At 68.9% G+C, this 17,699-nt stretch carries 12 protein-coding genes and 2 tRNA genes; 2 read left to right on the top strand and 12 right to left on the bottom strand.

Annotation, left to right across the window (positions count from 1 at the left end):
* Positions 1-97 precede the first annotated feature (97 nt).
* Positions 98-174, bottom strand: a tRNA-Pro gene (locus ACRY_RS10870).
* Positions 175-346: 172 nt separating this feature from the next.
* On the opposite strand from ACRY_RS10870, the gene ACRY_RS10865 reads away from it, so the two are divergent.
* Both ACRY_RS10865 and prfB read left to right on the top strand, forming a co-directional pair.
* Positions 347-2,974, top strand: coding sequence for a penicillin-binding protein 1A (locus ACRY_RS10865; protein WP_011942418.1), 2,628 nt, complete (start codon positions 347-349; stop codon positions 2,972-2,974).
* A gap of 44 nt (positions 2,975-3,018) precedes the next feature.
* Positions 3,019-4,150, top strand: a protein-coding gene (gene prfB, locus ACRY_RS10860; protein WP_138919183.1) for a peptide chain release factor 2 whose coding sequence is annotated in 2 segments (ribosomal slippage) — positions 3,019-3,087 and positions 3,089-4,150 — 1,131 coding nt in all. Because the reading frame shifts where the segments join, the coding sequence is not laid out codon by codon here.
* A gap of 49 nt (positions 4,151-4,199) precedes the next feature.
* Here prfB and ACRY_RS10855 read toward each other — a convergent pair.
* The 11 genes from ACRY_RS10855 to ychF all read right to left on the bottom strand — a co-directional run bounded on the left by ACRY_RS10855 (position 4,200) and on the right by ychF (position 17,698).
* Positions 4,200-4,282: transfer RNA gene (locus tag ACRY_RS10855), tRNA-Leu, on the bottom strand.
* A gap of 57 nt (positions 4,283-4,339) precedes the next feature.
* Positions 4,340-6,289, bottom strand: coding sequence for a squalene--hopene cyclase (gene shc / locus ACRY_RS10850; protein WP_007423079.1), 1,950 nt, complete (start codon positions 6,287-6,289; stop codon positions 4,340-4,342).
* A 102-nt stretch (positions 6,290-6,391) separates the two neighbouring features.
* Positions 6,392-7,696: an MFS transporter gene (locus tag ACRY_RS10845; RefSeq protein ID WP_011942417.1), complete on the bottom strand. Its 1,305-nt coding sequence runs from the start codon at positions 7,694-7,696 to the stop codon at positions 6,392-6,394.
* Positions 7,697-7,786: 90 nt separating this feature from the next.
* A complete protein-coding gene (locus tag ACRY_RS10840; protein WP_011942416.1) occupies positions 7,787-9,298 on the bottom strand; it encodes a malonyl-CoA decarboxylase in 1,512 nt (503 codons plus the stop codon).
* A gap of 76 nt (positions 9,299-9,374) precedes the next feature.
* Entirely contained in the window at positions 9,375-9,788 is a 414-nt protein-coding gene (gene atpC / locus ACRY_RS10835; RefSeq protein ID WP_011942415.1) for an ATP synthase F1 subunit epsilon, read from the bottom strand.
* A gap of 4 nt (positions 9,789-9,792) precedes the next feature.
* Positions 9,793-11,223 carry a F0F1 ATP synthase subunit beta gene (gene atpD, locus ACRY_RS10830; protein WP_007423083.1) on the bottom strand — a complete coding sequence of 477 codons (1,431 nt, stop codon included), beginning with the start codon at positions 11,221-11,223 and terminating at the stop codon, positions 9,793-9,795.
* A 19-nt stretch (positions 11,224-11,242) separates the two neighbouring features.
* Positions 11,243-12,133, bottom strand: coding sequence for a F0F1 ATP synthase subunit gamma (locus tag ACRY_RS10825; protein WP_007423084.1), 891 nt, complete (start codon positions 12,131-12,133; stop codon positions 11,243-11,245).
* A 16-nt stretch (positions 12,134-12,149) separates the two neighbouring features.
* Positions 12,150-13,682, bottom strand: coding sequence for a F0F1 ATP synthase subunit alpha (gene atpA / locus ACRY_RS10820; protein ID WP_007423085.1), 1,533 nt, complete (start codon positions 13,680-13,682; stop codon positions 12,150-12,152).
* Between the two features lies 1 nt (position 13,683).
* Entirely contained in the window at positions 13,684-14,277 is a 594-nt protein-coding gene (locus ACRY_RS10815; RefSeq protein WP_007423086.1) for a F0F1 ATP synthase subunit delta, read from the bottom strand.
* A 154-nt stretch (positions 14,278-14,431) separates the two neighbouring features.
* A complete protein-coding gene (locus ACRY_RS10810) occupies positions 14,432-16,588 on the bottom strand; it encodes a primosomal protein N' (protein ID WP_011942414.1) in 2,157 nt (718 codons plus the stop codon).
* Between the two features lie 15 nt (positions 16,589-16,603).
* The gene (ychF, locus tag ACRY_RS10805; RefSeq protein ID WP_011942413.1) at positions 16,604-17,698 is read right to left on the bottom strand and encodes a redox-regulated ATPase YchF; all 1,095 of its coding nucleotides are present in this window, start codon (positions 17,696-17,698) and stop codon (positions 16,604-16,606) included.
* Position 17,699 lies beyond the last annotated feature (1 nt).

Genomic DNA, 17,699 nt, shown 5'->3' with positions numbered 1-17,699 from the left:
ATCCCATCCGCCTGCGGCGCCAGCAAGACGGGCTTAAGTATCCCGATCTCGCTCATTGGTGGTAGGGCCACCGGGACCGCACGGCATTTTGACCGGATGGTCGGAGTGAGAGGATTCGAACCTCCGGCCCCTGCGTCCCGAACACAGTGCTCTACCAGGCTGAGCTACACTCCGATGACGCGGCCTATAGCCAAGGGAGGCGGGATAGGCAAGGCTCCGGCGGCGCGTTTCTGCCGTGCGCGGCGACGGAAAGTGACGCAGGGCCACCATTGCGTTGACGAGATTTAACCACAGCATCCCGCCCCGATTATTCGCGATCTTGCAGATTGGGTGCTATGGAGCCGCCATGTCTCGACCTCTGAAAGCCGGCGAGCGGCTGGCCAAATCCGATTCGCGGCGCCGTGCCGGCCCCACTCCTCCCAAGCGTGGCGGCAAGCCTGCCCCCAGGAAGCGCCCCGGCCTTGCCGGCGTTGCGGGCGGGATGTTCGTGCGCGGCCTCTATCGCCTGGCGCTGGTCGGGATGGTGGGCGGCGTTCTCGTGGGCGGCGGGCTGTTCTTCTATTTCAGCAGCGGCCTGCCCGGCGTGGACCGGCTGCGCCATTACGAGCCGCCGCTCGAAACCCGGATCTACGCCGAGAATTTCCGCCTGATCGGCGCGCTGGGCACGCAGCACCGGATCTATGTGCCCTACGACCGGATTCCGCCGCTGGTCGCCGATGCGTTCATCGCGGCCGAGGACAAGAATTTCTGGACCGAGCCGGGAATCGACCCGCTGGCCATCGTCCGCGCCGGCGTGGTCGACCTGACCCGGATCGGCAGCCATGAGCGCCCGCTCGGCGCCTCGACCATCACGATGCAGGTGGTCAAGAACATGCTGCTCGACAACCGGATCGACTTCACCCGGAAGATCAAGGAGGCGATCCTCGCCGTCCGGGTCAACCGGGCGATGTCGAAGAAGCAGATCCTGACCCTGTATCTGAACGAGATCTTCCTCGGCCAGGACAGCTGGGGCGTGGCCGCGGCGGCGCAGGCCTATTTCGACAAGCCGCTGTCGCAGCTGACCGTTGCCGAGGCGGCGATGCTCGGCGGCCTGCCGAAGGCGCCGACCAATTACAACCCCTTCCTTCACCCCAAGCGCGCCCGCGACCGGCGGGACTGGGTGATCGGGCAGATGCAGGCGGACGGGTTCATCACCGCGGCGCAGGCGCGCGAGGCACTCGCCGCGCCGCTGGTGCCAAAGGCGGCTGCCGGGCCGGCGTCGATTCCCGGCGCGGGCTATTTCGTCGGCGCGGTGGAGACGCAGCTGGTCCGCATGTTCGGCCGCAAGACGGCGATGGAGGGCGGGCTCATCGTCCGCACCAGCCTCGATCCGAAGCTGCAGGCGGCGGCGACGCGGGCGATGCGCGACCGGCTCGTGTCGTACGACCACGAATTCGGCGTCTATCACGGCCCGGTCGGGCATATCGGCGCCGGGGAACTGGCCGCCGGCTGGGCGCGGGCGCTGGCGCGGCAGGACACGCCGAAGGGGCTCATCGCCTCCTGGCGTCTCGGCGTGGTGATCAGCGAGACCGCGCAGCGCGCGCGAATCGGCTGGCTCGACGGCGACTCGCCGTCGGAGGCGCATACCGGCACGCTCACCCTGGCGGCGATCCAGTGGGGGCGGCCGATGATCCACGGCCGTCCCGGGCCGCTGCTGCGCAACATGGCGCAGATGCTCAAGCCGGGCGATGTGATCATGATCGAGCCCAAGCCGGACAAGGGCGGGACGGTCTCGCTCGAGCAGGTGCCGAAGGTCGAGGGGGCGATGCTCAGCCTCGACCCGCAGACCGGGCGGGTACTTGCCATGGTCGGCGGCTGGAGCAACCGGCTCAGCCCCTATAACCGCGCGATCCAGGCGCATCGGCAGCCCGGCTCCAGCGTCAAGCCGTTCGACTATCTGACCGCGATGCAGGCGGGCGTTCAGCCGGATGCGACGATTCTCGACGCGCCGTTCATCCAGCGCCTGTCGGACGGGCAGATCTACCGGCCGGGCAATTACGAGAATTCCTTCCAGGGCCCGGTGCCGGTGTTCTACGCGATCCAGGAGTCGCTCAACCTGGCCACGCTGCATCTGGTGCGGCGGGTCGGGCTGCCCAACGTGATCGCCAATTTCAAGAAATTCGGCGTGGTGAAGCACGCGCCGCTGATCTATCCGGCGGCGATCGGCGCGCTCGACACCACGCTGTGGCGCATGGTCCGCGGCTATGCCGCGCTCGACGAATACGGGCGCAAGGTGCAGCCCTCGCTCATCGACAGCGTGACCGCGCCGGACGGGCACATCCTGTACCAGGCGCCCGACCAGTCCTGCGCCAACTGCATGGACGGTTCGGCGCAGCAACCGCCGATCCTGAACCGGCCGGGCGCGCGGCTCGCTAATCCGGACAGCGTCTATCAGGTCATCATGATGATGCGGAACGTGGCCGAATACGGCACCGGCGTGCCGGCGGTGAAGGGGCTGAAGCGGCCGATCGCCGGCAAGACCGGCACGACCAACAATTTCAACGACGCCTGGTTCATCGGCTTCGTGCCGCAGATGGTGACGGGATGCTGGATCGGCTTCGACAAGCCGAGGGATCTCGGCGTCAACCAGACCGGCGGCAATGTCTGCGGCCCGGCCTGGAACCAGTACATGAAGGTCGCGCTCAAGAACCAGCCGGTGATTCCGTTCAAGCCGCCGCCGGGCATCACGCTGCACAAGGTGACGTTCCGCGACGAGACGGTGGAAGAGGCATTCAAGCCGGGCCAGACGCCGGGCGCGCAGTCCAACCCCGGGCTCGTCGCCGACGATCCGCTGAATCTCGGCGGTGCCTTCGCGAACACGACGCCGTCGACCGGGTCGCACGATTTCAGCCCGGCGCCGGATGGCCAGACCCCTTCGGGCGGGGCGCCGGCGCCGTCCGGCAATGTCGACAAATCGCTGGGCGGGCTGTATTGACCGGCTTTGGAAATCATCCCGACAGAATCTGAAGAGAAGAGAGAATGTCTGCCGAAACCCAATCGCTCGCCGAGCAGATCACGCAAAGCGTGGCCCTGCTGAGGAGGCATCTTTGACTGGGATGCCGCCCTTCGCAAACTCGAGGAACTGAACGCCCGCGCCGAGGACCCGGCGCTGTGGGACAATGCCGACGCCGCCCAGGCGATGCTGCGCGAGCGCAACCGCCTCGCGACCCAGACCGAGGCGGTGCACACGATCGAGCGCGAGACCGAGGATGCGCTCACCCTCGCCGAACTCGCCGAGGCGGAGGGCGACCAGTCGGTGCTCGCCGAGGCCGAGGCGGCGCTGCGCCGCATTTCCGAGGAGGCCAAGCGCCGCGAGATCGAGAGCCTGCTCGCCGGCGAGGCCGACGGCAATGACTGCTATCTCGAGGTGAATGCCGGCGCCGGCGGCACCGAGGCGCAGGACTGGGCCGAGATGCTGCTGCGCATGTATACCCGCTGGGCCGAGCAGCACGGCTACAAGGTGACGATGCTCGAGGAATCCGAGGGCGAGCAGGCGGGCATCAAGTCCGCCACCATCCAGGTCTCCGGCATGAACGCCTATGGCTGGCTGAAGACCGAGGCCGGGGTGCATCGGCTGGTGCGGATCTCGCCCTTCGACGCCAATGCGCGGCGGCAGACCAGTTTCGCCAGCGTCTGGGTCTATCCGGTGGTCGACGATTCGATCGAGGTCGAGATCAACCCGGCCGACCTGAAGGTTGACACGTTCCGCGCCTCCGGCGCCGGCGGCCAGCACGTCAACAAGACCGAGAGCGCGATCCGCATCACCCACGTCCCCTCCGGCATCATCGTCGCCTGCCAGAACGACCGCAGCCAGCACCGCAACCGCGCCACCGCGATGGAGATGCTGAAATCCCGCCTCTACGAGATGGAGCTGCAGAAGCGCGAGGAGGCCGCCGCGGCCTCGGAAAGCGCGAAGCGCGACATCGGCTGGGGGCACCAGATCCGCTCCTACGTGCTCGCACCCTACCAGCTCGTGAAGGATTTGCGGACCAACTTTGAAAGCGGCAATCCGGACGCGGTGCTGAACGGCGATCTCGACGCGTTCATGGCCGCATCGCTCGCCTCCCGCGTGGGGGCGACCCGCAGCGAGGCGTCGGCCCAGGCCGAGTGAGCCGGCCCGAAGCGGCGGGCTCTGCCGCCGCTTCGGGAGACGGGCTGAATGCGGATGGCGGGACTTGAACCCGCACGCCCTGACGGGCAACAGATTTTAAGTCTGCTACGTCTACCATTCCGCCACATCCGCGTGGCGAACCGTTCCTGCCACGGCGCGGGCGCGTCGGGCAAGCGCCCGGCGGGCAGGTCAGAATCCGAACTGCACCTGCCGGCTGTTGCCGCGGGCGAGGTTGCGGTAGCGCGCCATCGCCAGCAGCGGGAAGAACCGTGGATAGCCGTGGTAGCGCAGGTAGAACACCCGCGGGAAACCGACCGCGTTATAGGGCTGTTCGGTCCACGAGCCGTCGTCTTCCTGCACCGATTGCAGCCAGGCGATGCCGCGGGCGACGGCCTCGTGCTCGGCCTGGCCGGCGGCCATCAGGCCGAGCAGCGCCCAGGCGGTCTGCGAGGGCAGGCTTTCGTGATACTCGCCGGGCTTCGCGTGGGCGTAGGTCTCGCAATCCTCGCCCCAGCCGCCATCCGGCCGCTGGCGGGCGAGCAGCCATTCGACGGCGCGGACCATCATCGGGTCGTCCTGCGCCACGCCGGCGGCGTTCAGCGCGCAGAGCGAAGACCAGGTGCCGTAGATGTAGTTCGTGCCCCAGCGGCCGAACCAGGAGCCGTCCTGTTCCTGCTCGCGGCGCAGATAGGCGACGCCCCGCTCGATCGCCGGGCGATCTTCCGCGTGGCCGAGCTGGGCGAGGAAGGAGATGCAGCGCGCGGTGACGTCCGCCGTCGGCGGGTCGAGCAGGGCGCCGTGATCGGCGAAGGGGATGTGGTTGAGGTAGTGGAACTCGTTGTCCGAATCGAAGGCGCCCCAGCCGCCGGAGCGGCTCTGCATGCCGAGGATCCATTGCCGGGCGCGTTCCACCGCCTCGCGATGGGCGGGATCGCCGTTGCGGTCGAGGATCATGCCGACCACGGCGGTATCGTCCACGTCGGGGTAGTGCGCGTTGTTGTACTGGAAGGCCCAGCCGCCGGGCGGGGCGTCCGGCTTGCGATAGGCCCAGTCGCCCTTCACGTCGAGGATCTGGCGGGGGATCAGCCAGTCGCAGGCGGCGGCGAGTTGGGCATCGCCGGGGCTGCCGGCCTCGGCGAGGGCGTGTGCGGCCAGCGAGGTGTCCCAGACCGGGGAGAGGCAGGGCTGCACGTAGCTCGCCCCCTCGAAACGGTAGGAGGCATCGGTCACCAGCTTGCGGACCGAGGCCCAGGCCGTCGCGTAATCCGGGTGGTCGGGGCTGTAGCCGAGCGTGTGATACATCATCACCGTGTTGGCCATGGCGGGGTAGATGGCGCCCAGCCCGTCCTCGCCGTTCAGGCGCGGGGTGATGAAGTCGATCGCCGCCTGGATCGCGCGCTTGCGGCTGCGGGCGGGGAAATGCCGCTCGAGCGGGCGCAGCGCCGAATCGATCGCCTTGAACAGGTAGCCCCAGTTCGAGCGGTAGGGGCCGCGGATATAGTCGGTCACCTGATCGGGCGGGGTGACGAACAGCTCGTCGATCCGGACGTTGCGCGGGTTGCGCGCGATGGGGCGCTCGGTCAGCAGCACCAGCAGAGGTGCTATGACGGTGCGCGACCAGTAGCTGATCTTCCAGATGGTGATCGGGAACCAGTCCGGCAGCAGCATGATCTCGACCGGCATGACCGGGCAGGCCCGCCAGGGGACGGCGCCGAACAGCGCGAGCTGGATGCGGGTGAACACATTGGTGCGCGCCGCCCCGCCGCGGGCGAGGATGGCTTCGCGTGCGCGGCGCATGTGCGGGGCGTCCGGGTCGTCGCCGATCGCCTTCAGCGCGAAATAGGCCTTCACGCTGGCCGAAATGTCCATCGCCCCGTCATGGAAGAGCGGCCAGCCGCCGGGATTCTGCGGCGAATTGCCCTGGATGCCGCGCAGGAACACGCCGATGCGCGCTTCAAGCTCGGGGTCGATCCGGTCGAGGAAATGTTCGAGCAGGACGTATTCGGCGGGGATCGTCGCGTCGGCCTCGAGTTCGTAGACGTAATGGCCGTCCGCGCGCTGTTCCGCCGAAAGCCGCGCGTGGGCGCGGCTGATCGCCTGGTCGAGGGCATCGAAATCGAAGGAAATCGTATCGAACATTGCCCCCGTATATGCGATTTTGCTTCGCCGCGCCTAGTATCCTGCGGATAGGGCAGGGCCGGGATGCGGCTTGCGCCGGTCTCCCGCGCCCTGCGGAGCCGTTCAGTCGGGCAGGGTCTGGCCGCGCGTTTCGCGGCCGAAGGGGACGATCAGCAGCCCGATCGCGAAGGCGACGGCGGTGATCGCGACCGGCGTGCCCAGCGTTCCCATGCCCTTCACCGCCCCCGCGAGGATGAAGTTGACCACGGCGCCGGCGAAGCGGCCGATCGAGGTGCAGAAGGCGAAGGCGGTGGCGCGGATTTCGGTCGGATAGAGTTCCGGCAGCCAGAGACTGAACATCGCGAAGTTGCCGCCGCCGAAACCGAGGAAGAACAGGACGGTCAGGAAGGCCGGCAGGGCATGGCCGGCGGGCAGGTAGAACGCCCAGCCGAAGGCGAGGATGATGGTGATGAACATCACCGCGAAATAGATCGAGAGCGTCGGCCGCCGTCCCCAGCGCTCGGCCATGATCGGCAGGGCGATGCAGCCGAGGATGGTGCCGATGGAAAGGATGCCGGTGCCGAAGGAGGCCATGTGGATCGCCGCCTTGATCGGCATGCCGGCGGCCTTCGCGAGGATGATGATCGCGCTCGGTTCATAGACCGCGCCGGCCCAGAGCCCGATGATGGCGACCGTGAGCAGCACCGACATCACGATGGTCTGGCGCCGGTAGGCGGGCGCGAAGATGGCGACGAGCGGATGGGTGTCGCGGCCGGCGTGGTGGCGTTCCCATTTCCCCGTCTCCTTCACGCCGAGCAGGATCAGGATCGAGATGATGACGGGGACCATGCCGCAGAGGAACATCGCCCGCCAGCCCAGGCTTGCGCCCACGGTGAAATTGAGCGCGGCGGCGGCGAAGAAGCCGAAATAATAGCCGGTCTGCAGCAGTCCGGCGCCCATCTTGCGCCGGTCCTCCGGCCACGCCTCGGCGACATAGGTGCCGGCCATCGCCCATTCGCCGCCGATGCCGATGCCGGCGATCAGGCGGAACAGGCCGAGTTCCCAGATGTTTTGCGACAATGCCGCTGCCCCGGTGAAAACCGCGTAGAGCATGATGGTGGCGGCGAGCGCGTTGCGGCGGCCGAACCGGTCGGCGATCGGGCCCCAGAGGAACGAAAAGCCCCAGCCGACCAGAAAGACGGCGAACAGGATGGAGCCGATCTCGCCGATATTCGCCGGGGTGGGCTTGATGCCGGAGCGGGGCAGCAGCTCGGTGAGCGCCGGGGCGAGAACCAGCGCGTAGATCACGCTGTCCATCCCGTCGAGCATCCAACCGAACCAGGCGCCCCAGAACCCGGCGATCTGCTGCCGGTTGAGGCTGGTTCTCGCGCGCGCGCCACCAGGCGCGGCCGTGCCGAAATCGTTCATTCCGTTCCTCCCGCGTGCCGGAATCGGAGATTCCGGCAGAGCTTTCTGTCCAGTTATTTTTTTATGGACGCATGGGAACGATTCGCCAAATCAGCTTTCGGTGGTGATGAGCCCGCGCGTGCGCCGGGCCAGCCAGGACTGGCCCGGCGGCGCCATCAGCTGGTCGACCGCGGCGGCGCGCGCCACCGTTCCGTCGCGCAGATAGGCTTCGTGCCGCGCCTCGATCGCATCGGGATCGTAGAGATAGTTCACCATCACGCCGAACGACTCGGCGATGCCACGCGGACTCGTGTTGCCGAGCCAGTTGATCCGTTCGAGACGCGCGCCATTGCCGAGATGGAAGCGGGCCACCGGGTCGGGCCGGGCCGCGGCCGGAACGCCGTTCGCGCGCCAGGCGCCGGTCAGATAGAGCGCGGCGAGGCGCAGCAGGGGGCCGCGCAACGCTGCGGCGAGCGGCGCTTCGGTCCACCATGGGCGGTCCTCGAGAATCGATTTGAGCAGATTGGCGTCGCCTTCGGCGGAGGTATCGGCCGCCGGGGCGGTGCCGAGCGCGCGGCCGATCGCCTCGCGCTCCTCGGCGGCAAGCAGCGGGGCGGAGGGCGAGTCCAGCACCGCGCGGATGGCGCGGCGCAGGCCGGGAACGGGGGACAGGGTCGAGAATTTCCGCAGGTTTGCCAGTTCGGACTGGAGTTCGGCAACGACCTGCTTGATCAGGAAATTGCCGAAGGAGATGCCGCGCAGGCCCTCCTGGCAGTTCGATATCGAATAGAAGATCGCCGTATTTGCCCGTGCTGCGGCATCCTGCTGGGCATGCTCGGCGGCATCATCGTCGGCGGCCGGGGCCAGCAGCGGGCCGATCGCCTCGGCCAGCCCCTTGACCAGCGCGACCTCGACGAAGATCAGCGGCTCGTCCGGCAGGGCGGGATGGAAGAAGGCGAAGCAGCGGCGATCGGGGGCGAGGCGGCGGCGCAGGTCGTCCCAGCCCTGGATTTCGTGCACCGCCTCGTAGGCGATGAGCTTTTCGAGAATGAAGGCCGGGGTGCGCCAGTCGATCCGGCGGAGCTCCAGGAAGCCGCGGTTGAACCAGGATGCGAAGAGGTGCCGAAGGTCGGAATCGAGCGGAGCAAGGCTCGGGCGTTTCGGCAGTTCGGCCAGCACCTCCCGGCGCATGTCGATCAGCGCGCCGGTGCCGCCGGGCGCCATGTTCATCCGGCGCAGGAGTTCCTGGCGGGGCGGCTCGGCGGCTGTGGCGAGGGCGGCGGCGGTGGCCGCGTCGGGCGATGCCAGATAGGCGCGGGCGGCGTCCTGGAGGCGGTCCGCGTCCGGCTCGAAGCCGGTGGCGAGGAATTCGCAGAACGTGATCCGCTCATGCGGCGCGAGGCCGCGCAGCGTGCCGAGCAGGGCAGCGGCGAGGGCCGCGCCGGAGGCTTCGCCACGCCCGCCCAGCAGGGCATCGGCCAGAAGCTCCGCCCGCTCGCGCGAGGGAAGATCGTCATTCGGCAGATTGACGAAGACGCGCCCGTGCTCGGCGATCGACGACCAGAGGCGTTCAAGCCAGGAGCGGTTGGGGCGATCGTGCGAAAGGGGGGACGTGGCGGACATCTCGGAACTCCTGCGGCAATCGACGCCGGATGATACCGGATTGCCGCAGGGGTTGGAACCGAGGAGCGGCGCGGACTCAGTTTCCGTGCGTGGCGAGGGCGTCGACCCGCGCCTGCGCGGTGATCAGACGGTCGGACGCATCGCGCCAGGCGATCTCGTCCGCATCATCGGTTTCGCGCCAGGCCGCTTCGGCGGCGGCGAGTTCGTCGGCCGCCTTGAGCGGATCGATTTCGCCGAGCTTGGTGATCGCATCGGCGAGCACGGTGCAGCGCTCTTCGGTGATCTGGGCGAAGCCGCCGGAGACGAAGAAACGGTCGACCAGCTTCTCGTCCTCGTAAAGGTCGATCAGGCCGCCGCGCAGCGAGGTGATCATCTTCGAATGGCCCGGCAGGACACCGAGGTCGCCCTCGGTGCCGGGGATCACCACCATGCTGACCGGCCGGGCGAGCAGGAGCCGCTCCGGGCTGATGATTTCGAGCGCGACGGTCATGGGATCAGGCCGTCGCGTTCAGGGACTCGGCCTTCTTCACCGCGTCCTCGATGGTGCCGACCATGTAGAAGGCGGCTTCCGGCAGATGGTCGTATTCGCCGGCGCAGATCGCCTTGAAGCTGCGCACCGTGTCTTCCACCGGCACGAAGATGCCCGGCGAGCCGGTGAACACCTCGGCGACATGGAAGGGCTGCGAGAGGAAGCGCTCGATCTTGCGGGCGCGGGCGACGGTGAGCTTGTCGTCTTCCGACAGCTCGTCCATGCCCAGGATCGCGATGATGTCCTGCAGCGACTTGTAGCTCTGCAGGATGCGCTGCACCTCGCGGGCGACGTTGTAGTGCTCCTCGCCGACGATGCGAGGGTCGAGCGCGCGGGAGGTGCTGTCCAGCGGGTCGACCGCCGGATAGATGCCCTTTTCCGCGATGGCGCGGTTCAGCGTCGTCGTCGCGTCGAGATGCGAGAAGGAGGTGGCCGGCGCCGGGTCGGTCAGGTCGTCGGCCGGGACGTAGATGGCCTGGACCGAGGTGATCGAGCCCTTCTTGGTCGAGGTGATGCGCTCCTGCAGCGCGCCCATGTCGGTCGCGAGCGTCGGCTGGTAGCCCACCGCGGAGGGGATGCGGCCGAGCAGCGCCGAGACCTCGGCGCCCGCCTGGGTGAAGCGGAAGATGTTGTCGACGAAGAACAGCACGTCCTGGCCTTCCTCGTCGCGGAAATATTCCGCCATGGTCAGGCCGGAGAGGCCGACGCGCATGCGCGCACCCGGCGGCTCGTTCATCTGGCCATAGACCAGCGCCACCTTGGAGCCTTCGGTGGTGCCCTCGCCGAGCTTGATGACGCCGGCGTCGATCATTTCGTGGTAGAGGTCGTTGCCCTCGCGGGTGCGCTCGCCGACCCCGGCGAAGACCGAGACGCCGCCGTGGCCCTTGGCGATGTTGTTGATCAGTTCCTGGATGAGCACGGTCTTGCCCACGCCGGCGCCGCCGAACAGGCCGATCTTGCCGCCCTTCAGGTAGGGGGCGAGCAGGTCGACGACCTTGATGCCGGTGACGAGGATCTCGGCCGAGGTGGCCTGCTCGTCGAAGCTCGGCGCCTGGCGGTGGATCGGCGCGGTGCGGGTGGTCGGGATCGGCCCGCGCTCGTCGATCGGCTCGCCGATCACGTTGAGGATGCGGCCAAGGGTCTCCGGGCCGACGGGAACGGCGATCGCCTCGCCGGTGTCGCGCACCTCGTCGCCGCGGGCGAGACCGTCGGTGCTGTCCATCGCGATGCAGCGGACGGTGCGCTCGCCGATTTCCTGCGCGACTTCAAGCACCAGCCGGCGGTCGCCCACCCTGGTTTCCAGCGCGTTGAGGATGTAGGGCAGCTCGCCCTCGAACTGCACGTCGACCACGGGGCCCATGATCTGCGTGATGCGGCCGGTAACGTTCTTTGCCATGTGCGTAATTCCCTAAGCCTCAGAGCGCTTCCGCGCCGGAAATGATCTCGATCAGTTCCTTGGTGATGTTCGCCTGACGGGTGCGGTTGTAGTTCAGCGTGAGACGGTTGATCATCTCGCCCGCATTGCGCGTCGCGTTGTCCATCGCGGTCATGCGCGCGCCCTGTTCGCCGGCGGCGGATTCGAGCAGCGCGCTGTAGATCTGCACCGCGAGGTTGCGCGGCAGCAGACGGTCGAGCAGCGTGCCGTCATCCGGCTCGATCTCGTAGTCGCCGGCGGGCTGGTCCGAACCGGCATTGTCGTTCGCGGCCTGGCCGGCGCTCGCCGGGATCAGCGGCGTTTCGCTCGGCACCTGCGACATCACCGAGACGAAGCGGTTGAACATCAGCGTGCAGACGTCGAACTTGCCGTCGTTGAACGCGGCGATGATCTGGTTGGCGATCGCTTCCGCGTCGGCGAACTCGATCGTCTTCTTGCCGACGAAATTCGCCTCGCCGATGATCTTCTCGCGCATGTCGCGGCGGAAGAAGTCGCGCCCCTTGCGGCCGACCGTGAACAGCCGGACCTGCTTGCCCTCGGCCTCCAGCTTGCGCGCCCGCGCCCGGGCGGCGCGGTTGATCGAGGCGTTGAACGGTCCGGCGAGGCCGCGATCGGCGCTCACGACGACGATGAGATGCGTGCGGTCCGCCCCGTTGCCGACGAGCAGCGCCGGCGCGTTGGGGTTTTCCGCAGCCCCCTCGGCGAGGGCGCCCATCATCGCCGCCATCCGCGTGGCGTAGGGGCGCGCCGCCTCGGCCTGCGCCTGGGCGCGGCGCAGCTTGGCGGCGGCGACCATTTTCATCGCCTTGGTGATCTTCTGCGTCGACTTGACGCTGGCGATCCGGTTCCGGAGGGCTTTCAGGCTGGCCATCTGTGCCGACCGCCGCTTACGCGAAGCTGGAGGCGAAGGACTTGACGAAGTCGACGAGCTTCGTCTCGGTCTCCTTCTTGATTTCGCGGTCGTTGCGGATCGAGTCGAGGATTTCCGGCGAACGCGCCTTCATCTCGGAGATCAGCTGGGCCTCGAAATCGCCGATGCGGTTGACCGGCACCTCGTCGAGATAGCCGCGGGTGCCGACGAAGATCGACACCACCTGCTCCTCCACCGGCAGCGGCTTGAACTGCGGCTGCTTGAGCAGCTCGGTCAGGCGCGCGCCGCGGGCGAGCAGCTTCTGGGTCGAGGCATCGAGATCCGAGGCGAACTGCGCGAAGGCCGCCATCTCGCGATACTGCGCGAGGTCGAGCTTGATCTTGCCGGCGACCTGCTTCATCGCCTTGATTTGCGCGGCCGAGCCGACGCGCGAGACCGAGTTGCCGACGTTCACCGCCGGGCGGATGCCCTTGAAGAACAGTTCGGTCTCGAGGAAGATCTGCCCGTCGGTGATCGAGATCACGTTGGTCGGGATATAGGCCGAGATGTCGCCCGCCTGGGTCTCGATGACCGGCAGCGCGGTCAGCGAGCCGGCGCCGAACTCGTCGGACATCTTCGCGGCGCGCTCGAGCAGGCGCGAGTGCAGGTAGAACACGTCGCCCGGATAGGCCTCGCGTCCCGGCGGGCGGCGCAGCAGCAGCGACATCTGGCGATAGGCGACGGCCTGCTTCGAGAGATCGTCATAGACGATCAGCGCGTGCATCCCGTTGTCGCGGAAATACTCGCCCATCGCGCAGCCCGTGTAGGGGGCGAGGAACTGCATCGGCGCCGGCTCGGAGGCGGTGGCGGCGATGACGATGGAGTATTCCATCGCGCCGTTTTCCTCGAGCGTGCGCACGAGCTGGGCGACGGTGGAGCGCTTCTGCCCGACCGCGACGTAGATGCAGTAGAGCTTCTTGCTCTCGTCGTCCTGCGCGTTCAGCGGCTTCTGGTTGATGAAGGTGTCGACGATGATCGCGGTCTTGCCGGTCTGGCGGTCGCCGATGACCAGCTCGCGCTGGCCGCGGCCGATCGGGATCAGCGCGTCAATCGACTTCACGCCGGTCTGCATCGGCTCGTGCACCGACTTGCGCGGGATGATGCCGGGCGCCTTGGTCTCGACCAGGCGGCGCTCGGTCGCCTCGATCGGGCCCTTGCCGTCGATCGGGTTGCCGAGCGCGTCGACCACGCGGCCGAGCAGGCCCTTGCCGACCGGCACGTCGACGATGCGGCGGGTGCGGGTGACGGTGTCGCCCTCGCGGATCGCCTTGTCGTCGCCGAAGACGACGACGCCGACATTGTCGTTCTCGAGGTTCAGCGCCATGCCCTGAACGCCGGCATTCGGAAACTCGACCATCTCGCCGGCCATCACGTTTGCGAGGCCGAACACGCGCGCGATGCCGTCACCGACCGACAGGACCTGGCCGGTTTCGGCGACGTCCGTCTCGGTGTCGAAGCTCGCGATCTGCTTCTTCAGAATCTCGGAGATTTCGGCGGGGCGGATCTCCATATCAGGCGGCTCCCTTCATCACATGGCGCAGGCGTTGCAGGCGCGATTTCAAACTGGTGTCGTAAAGCTTCGATCCGATCCGCACGGTCAGCCCGCCGAGCAGCGACGGGTCGACCGTTTCGCGGATGGTGACGCGCCCGTAGCCGGCCTCGGCGAGGCGGGCGGTGAGTTGGGCGCGCTGGGTGTCGGTGAGCGGATGCGCCGAGGCGATGTCGGCCGCGACCACGCCGCGCTTCTCCGCGACATAGACGGCAAATCCCGCGACCAGCGACGGCAGGTCGGCCAGGCGGCGGTTGGCGATGGCGGTGCCGATGAAATTGCGGACGAGATCGGACACGCCCTGGCTGGCGAGCACCTGTTCCATGGCGCGCCCGGCCTCGCGCGCGTCGATCGAACGGCTGGCGATCAGGCGGCGCAGCGACGGGTCTTCCGCGAACAGCCGGCCCAGTGCCGCCATTTCGGAGACCACTTCATCGAGCTGCTTGCGTTCGTCGGCGAGTTCATAAAGCGCCCGCGCATAGCGGGCCGACAGGCCGGATGTCCGGTCCTGCTGCGGGGAGGCGGCTTGCGGCGATGCGGAAACGGCGGACGACACCAGTATGACCCTGCTTTCGATCTCAGTTCTTGCGTTTCAACCCCGGACCGGCCCGCCGCGCCCTGTCGGCCAGAGTGCGGACATGCCTTCCCGTGCGCTTTTTCAAGCGATGCGCGCCAGTAGCATACGCCCCCCGGCCGCGCAACGCATGCGCTCACAGGAATGAGATCGGATCGATGTCGATATCGATCCGCGCGGCGCGGGGCAGCCCCTCGGCGCGAGCACGGTCGAGCCAGGCGCGCAGCACGGGCTGCACCGCGATCCCGCGCGGCGCGCGCAGCAGCAGGCGGCGGCGATGCCGGCCGCGCAGCATGGCGAAGGGGGCCGGCGCCGGGCCGAGCACCTGCACGCCATCGCGCGGCTGGGTGCGGGCGAGGGCGGCGGCGGCGGCATCGGCGGTGGCGGCCTCGTCGGCGCTGACGATCAGCGCGGCGAGCCTTCCGAAGGGCGGCCAGTGGCCCGGCGCGCGCAGATCGGCCTCGGCGCGGCGGAACCCGGCGAGGTCGTTGCCGATGAGGGCGCGCATCACCGGATGCTCCGGCGCGTAGGTCTGCAGCAGGACACGGCCGGGCAGGCGCCCGCGCCCGGCGCGGCCGGCGACCTGGTGCAGCAACTGGGCGCCGCGCTCGCCGGCGCGCAGGTCGCCGCCGCCGAGGCCGAGATCGGCATCGACCACGCCGACCAGCACGAGGTCGGGGAAGTGCCAGCCCTTGGCGATCATCTGCGTGCCGATCACGAGGTCGATCTCGTGGGCGACGATGGCGCGCAGCGCCGCCTCCGCCTGCTCGGCGGTGGTGATGGCGTCGCTCGCCATCAGGATGGTGCGGGCGGCGGGGAACAGCTCGGCGACTTCCTCGGCGATGCGTTCCACGCCGGGGCCGATCGGGACGAAACTCTGCTCCGCGGCGCAGTCCGGGCATTTGGCGGGCACCTGCGCGGCGTGACCGCAATGGTGGCAGAGCAGGTGGCCGGGCCGGCGGTGTTCCACCAGCCAGGCGGTGCAGTTCGGGCAGGTGAGCCGGTGCCCGCAGCCGCGGCAGAGGGTCAGCGGCGCATAGCCGCGGCGGTTAAGGAAGAGCATCGCCTGGCCGCCGCCTTCCAGCGTGGTCTCCAGCGCGCCGGCCAGCACGGGAGAGAGAAAGCGGCCGCGCGCGGGCGGGGCGGCGCGCAGGTCGATCGCCTCGATCGCCGGCAGCCTCGCGCCGCCATGGCGGGCGGCGAGGGTGATGTGGCGGTAGCGGCCGGCTTCGGCGTTCACCGCCGATTCGAGGCTCGGCGTGGCGGAGGCGAGGATGACGGCGCAGCCGGAGATCCGCCCGCGCACCACCGCCATGTCGCGCGCATGGTAGGTCACGCCGTCCTCCTGCTTGTAGGCGGCCTCGTGCTCCTCATCGACCACGATCAGGCCGGGATCGGCGAAGGGGAGGAACAGCGCCGAGCGGGCGCCGAGCACCAGCTTCGCCGCGCCGCTCGCGACCGCGTGGTAATTGGCGCGGCGGGTCGCTTGCGTCAGGCCGGAATGCCACAGCGCCGGCGCCGCGCCGAAGCGGGCGGCGAAGCGCGCGGCGAATTGGGCGGAGAGCGCGATTTCCGGCACCAGCACCAGCGCCTGCCGCCCCTCCCGCAGGCAGGCGGCGATGGCCTCGCAGAACACCTCGGTCTTGCCCGCGCCGGTAACGCCCTCGAGCAGCGTGACCTCGAACCGCCGTGCGGCGACCGAGGCGCGCAGGGCGGCGGCGGCCTCTTCCTGTGCCGCCGACAGCGCGGGCGGCGCGTGGTCGGGGTCGGGCAGCGGAACAGACGGATCCCGCGCGGCGGGGCGCAGCAGCCCGGCATCGGCGAGGCCGCGCACCACGGCGGCGCCGGTGCCGGCCGCGGCGGCGAGCTCGGCGGTGGTCGGGCGGTCGAGCGTCGCGAGCGCATCGAGCACGCGCTGGCGCGTGGCGGTGATCCGCCCGGACGGCGCTGCGCCCGCCGCCCAGCCGGCGCGCGGGGCGGGCGGGTCGAGCAGGCCGGTCTTGAGGGCGAGGGCGAGCACCTCGCCGCGCGGCGCCATGGTGTACTGCGCGACCCAGTCGATGAAGCGGCGGAGCGGACCGGGCAGGGCAGGGGTGGCGATAACGGCGTGCAGCGTCTTCAGCCGGGCCGGCGCGATGCCCGGCTCCGGCGCGTCGTCCCACACCACGCCATGCACGATGCGCCGGCCGAGCGGCACGGTGACGACGGCGCCCGGCGGCGGAGGCGCCTCGCGCGCCTCATAGGTGAAGGCGGCATCGAACGCGTAGGGCAGCAGCACGGAGACCAGCGCCATCAGGCGCGGGCCGGGTCAGACGTTGAAGCGGAACAGCAGGACGTCGCCATCCTGGACAATATAGTTGCGCCCCTCGATTCGCAGCTTGCCGGCCTCGCGCGCGCCGGCCTCGCCGTTGCAGGCGACGTAGTCGTCATAGGCGATGGTTTCGCAGGCGATGAAACCGCGCTCGAAATCGCCATGGATCACGCCCGCCGCGGCGGGGGCGGCGGTGCCGCGCGTGATCGTCCAGGCGCGGGTCTCCTTCGGGCCGCAGGTGAAATAGGTGATCAGGCCGAGCAGGTCGTAGCCGGCGCGGATCACCCGGTCGAGCCCGGAATCGGCAAGGCCGAGGCCTTCGAGGAATTCCTCGCGCTCGCCGGCCGGAAGCTGCGCCACCTCGGCCTCGATCGCGGCGGAGACGATGACATGCGCCGCCCCCTGCGCCGCCGCCATCTCGGCGACGCGGGCCGACTGCGCGTTGCCGGTCGCGGCCGAGGCTTCCTCGACGTTGCAGACATAAAGAACCGGCTTGGCGGTGAGCAGCTGCAGCCGGCGCACCGCCTCCTCCTCGCCAGCGGGAATCGCGGTGCGGGCGGGCCTTCCGTCTTCGAGGACTTTCAGAAGCGGCTCGATCAGGGCGAGCTCGGCGGCGGCGGCGCGGTCGTTGCCGCGCGCCTTCTTCTGCAGGTTGGGCACGCGCTTCTGCAGGCTTTCGAGATCGGCCAGCATCAGCTCGGTCTCGACCGTGTCGGCATCGCGCAGCGGGTCGATATGCCCCTCGACATGGGTGATGTCGTCATCCTCGAAGCAGCGCAGCACGTGGATGATGGCATCGACCTCGCGGATATTGGCGAGGAACTGGTTGCCGAGACCCTCGCCCTTCGCCGCCCCGCGCACGAGGCCGGCGATGTCGACGAATTCGAGGCTGGTGGGAACGGTCTTCACCGACTTGCCGATCTTCGCCAGCACGTCGAGCCTGGGGTCGGGCACGGCGACGCGGCCGACATTCGGCTCGATCGTGCAGAACGGATAATTCGCCGCCTGCGCCGCGACGGTCGCGGTCAGCGCGTTGAACAGGGTCGACTTGCCGACATTGGGCAGGCCGACGATGCCGCAGTTGAAACCCATC

The organism is Acidiphilium cryptum JF-5 (assembly GCF_000016725.1).
Classification (GTDB): domain Bacteria; phylum Pseudomonadota; class Alphaproteobacteria; order Acetobacterales; family Acetobacteraceae; genus Acidiphilium; species Acidiphilium multivorum.
This window is presented reverse-complemented; position numbering and strand designations above follow the sequence as displayed.

Coding starts and splice junctions, on each gene's coding strand:
- ACRY_RS10865 (WP_011942418.1), top strand. CDS start 347: ATGTCTCGACCTCTGAAAGCCGGCGAGCGGCTGGCCAAATCCGATTCG.
- shc (WP_007423079.1), bottom strand. CDS start 6,289: ATGTTCGATACGATTTCCTTCGATTTCGATGCCCTCGACCAGGCGATC.
- ACRY_RS10845 (WP_011942417.1), bottom strand. CDS start 7,696: ATGAACGATTTCGGCACGGCCGCGCCTGGTGGCGCGCGCGCGAGAACC.
- ACRY_RS10840 (WP_011942416.1), bottom strand. CDS start 9,298: ATGTCCGCCACGTCCCCCCTTTCGCACGATCGCCCCAACCGCTCCTGG.
- atpC (WP_011942415.1), bottom strand. CDS start 9,788: ATGACCGTCGCGCTCGAAATCATCAGCCCGGAGCGGCTCCTGCTCGCC.
- atpD (WP_007423083.1), bottom strand. CDS start 11,223: ATGGCAAAGAACGTTACCGGCCGCATCACGCAGATCATGGGCCCCGTG.
- ACRY_RS10825 (WP_007423084.1), bottom strand. CDS start 12,133: ATGGCCAGCCTGAAAGCCCTCCGGAACCGGATCGCCAGCGTCAAGTCG.
- atpA (WP_007423085.1), bottom strand. CDS start 13,682: ATGGAGATCCGCCCCGCCGAAATCTCCGAGATTCTGAAGAAGCAGATC.
- ACRY_RS10810 (WP_011942414.1), bottom strand. CDS start 16,588: ATGGCGCTGGTCTCCGTGCTGCTGCCCTACGCGTTCGATGCCGCCTTC.
- ychF (WP_011942413.1), bottom strand. CDS start 17,698: ATGGGTTTCAACTGCGGCATCGTCGGCCTGCCCAATGTCGGCAAGTCG.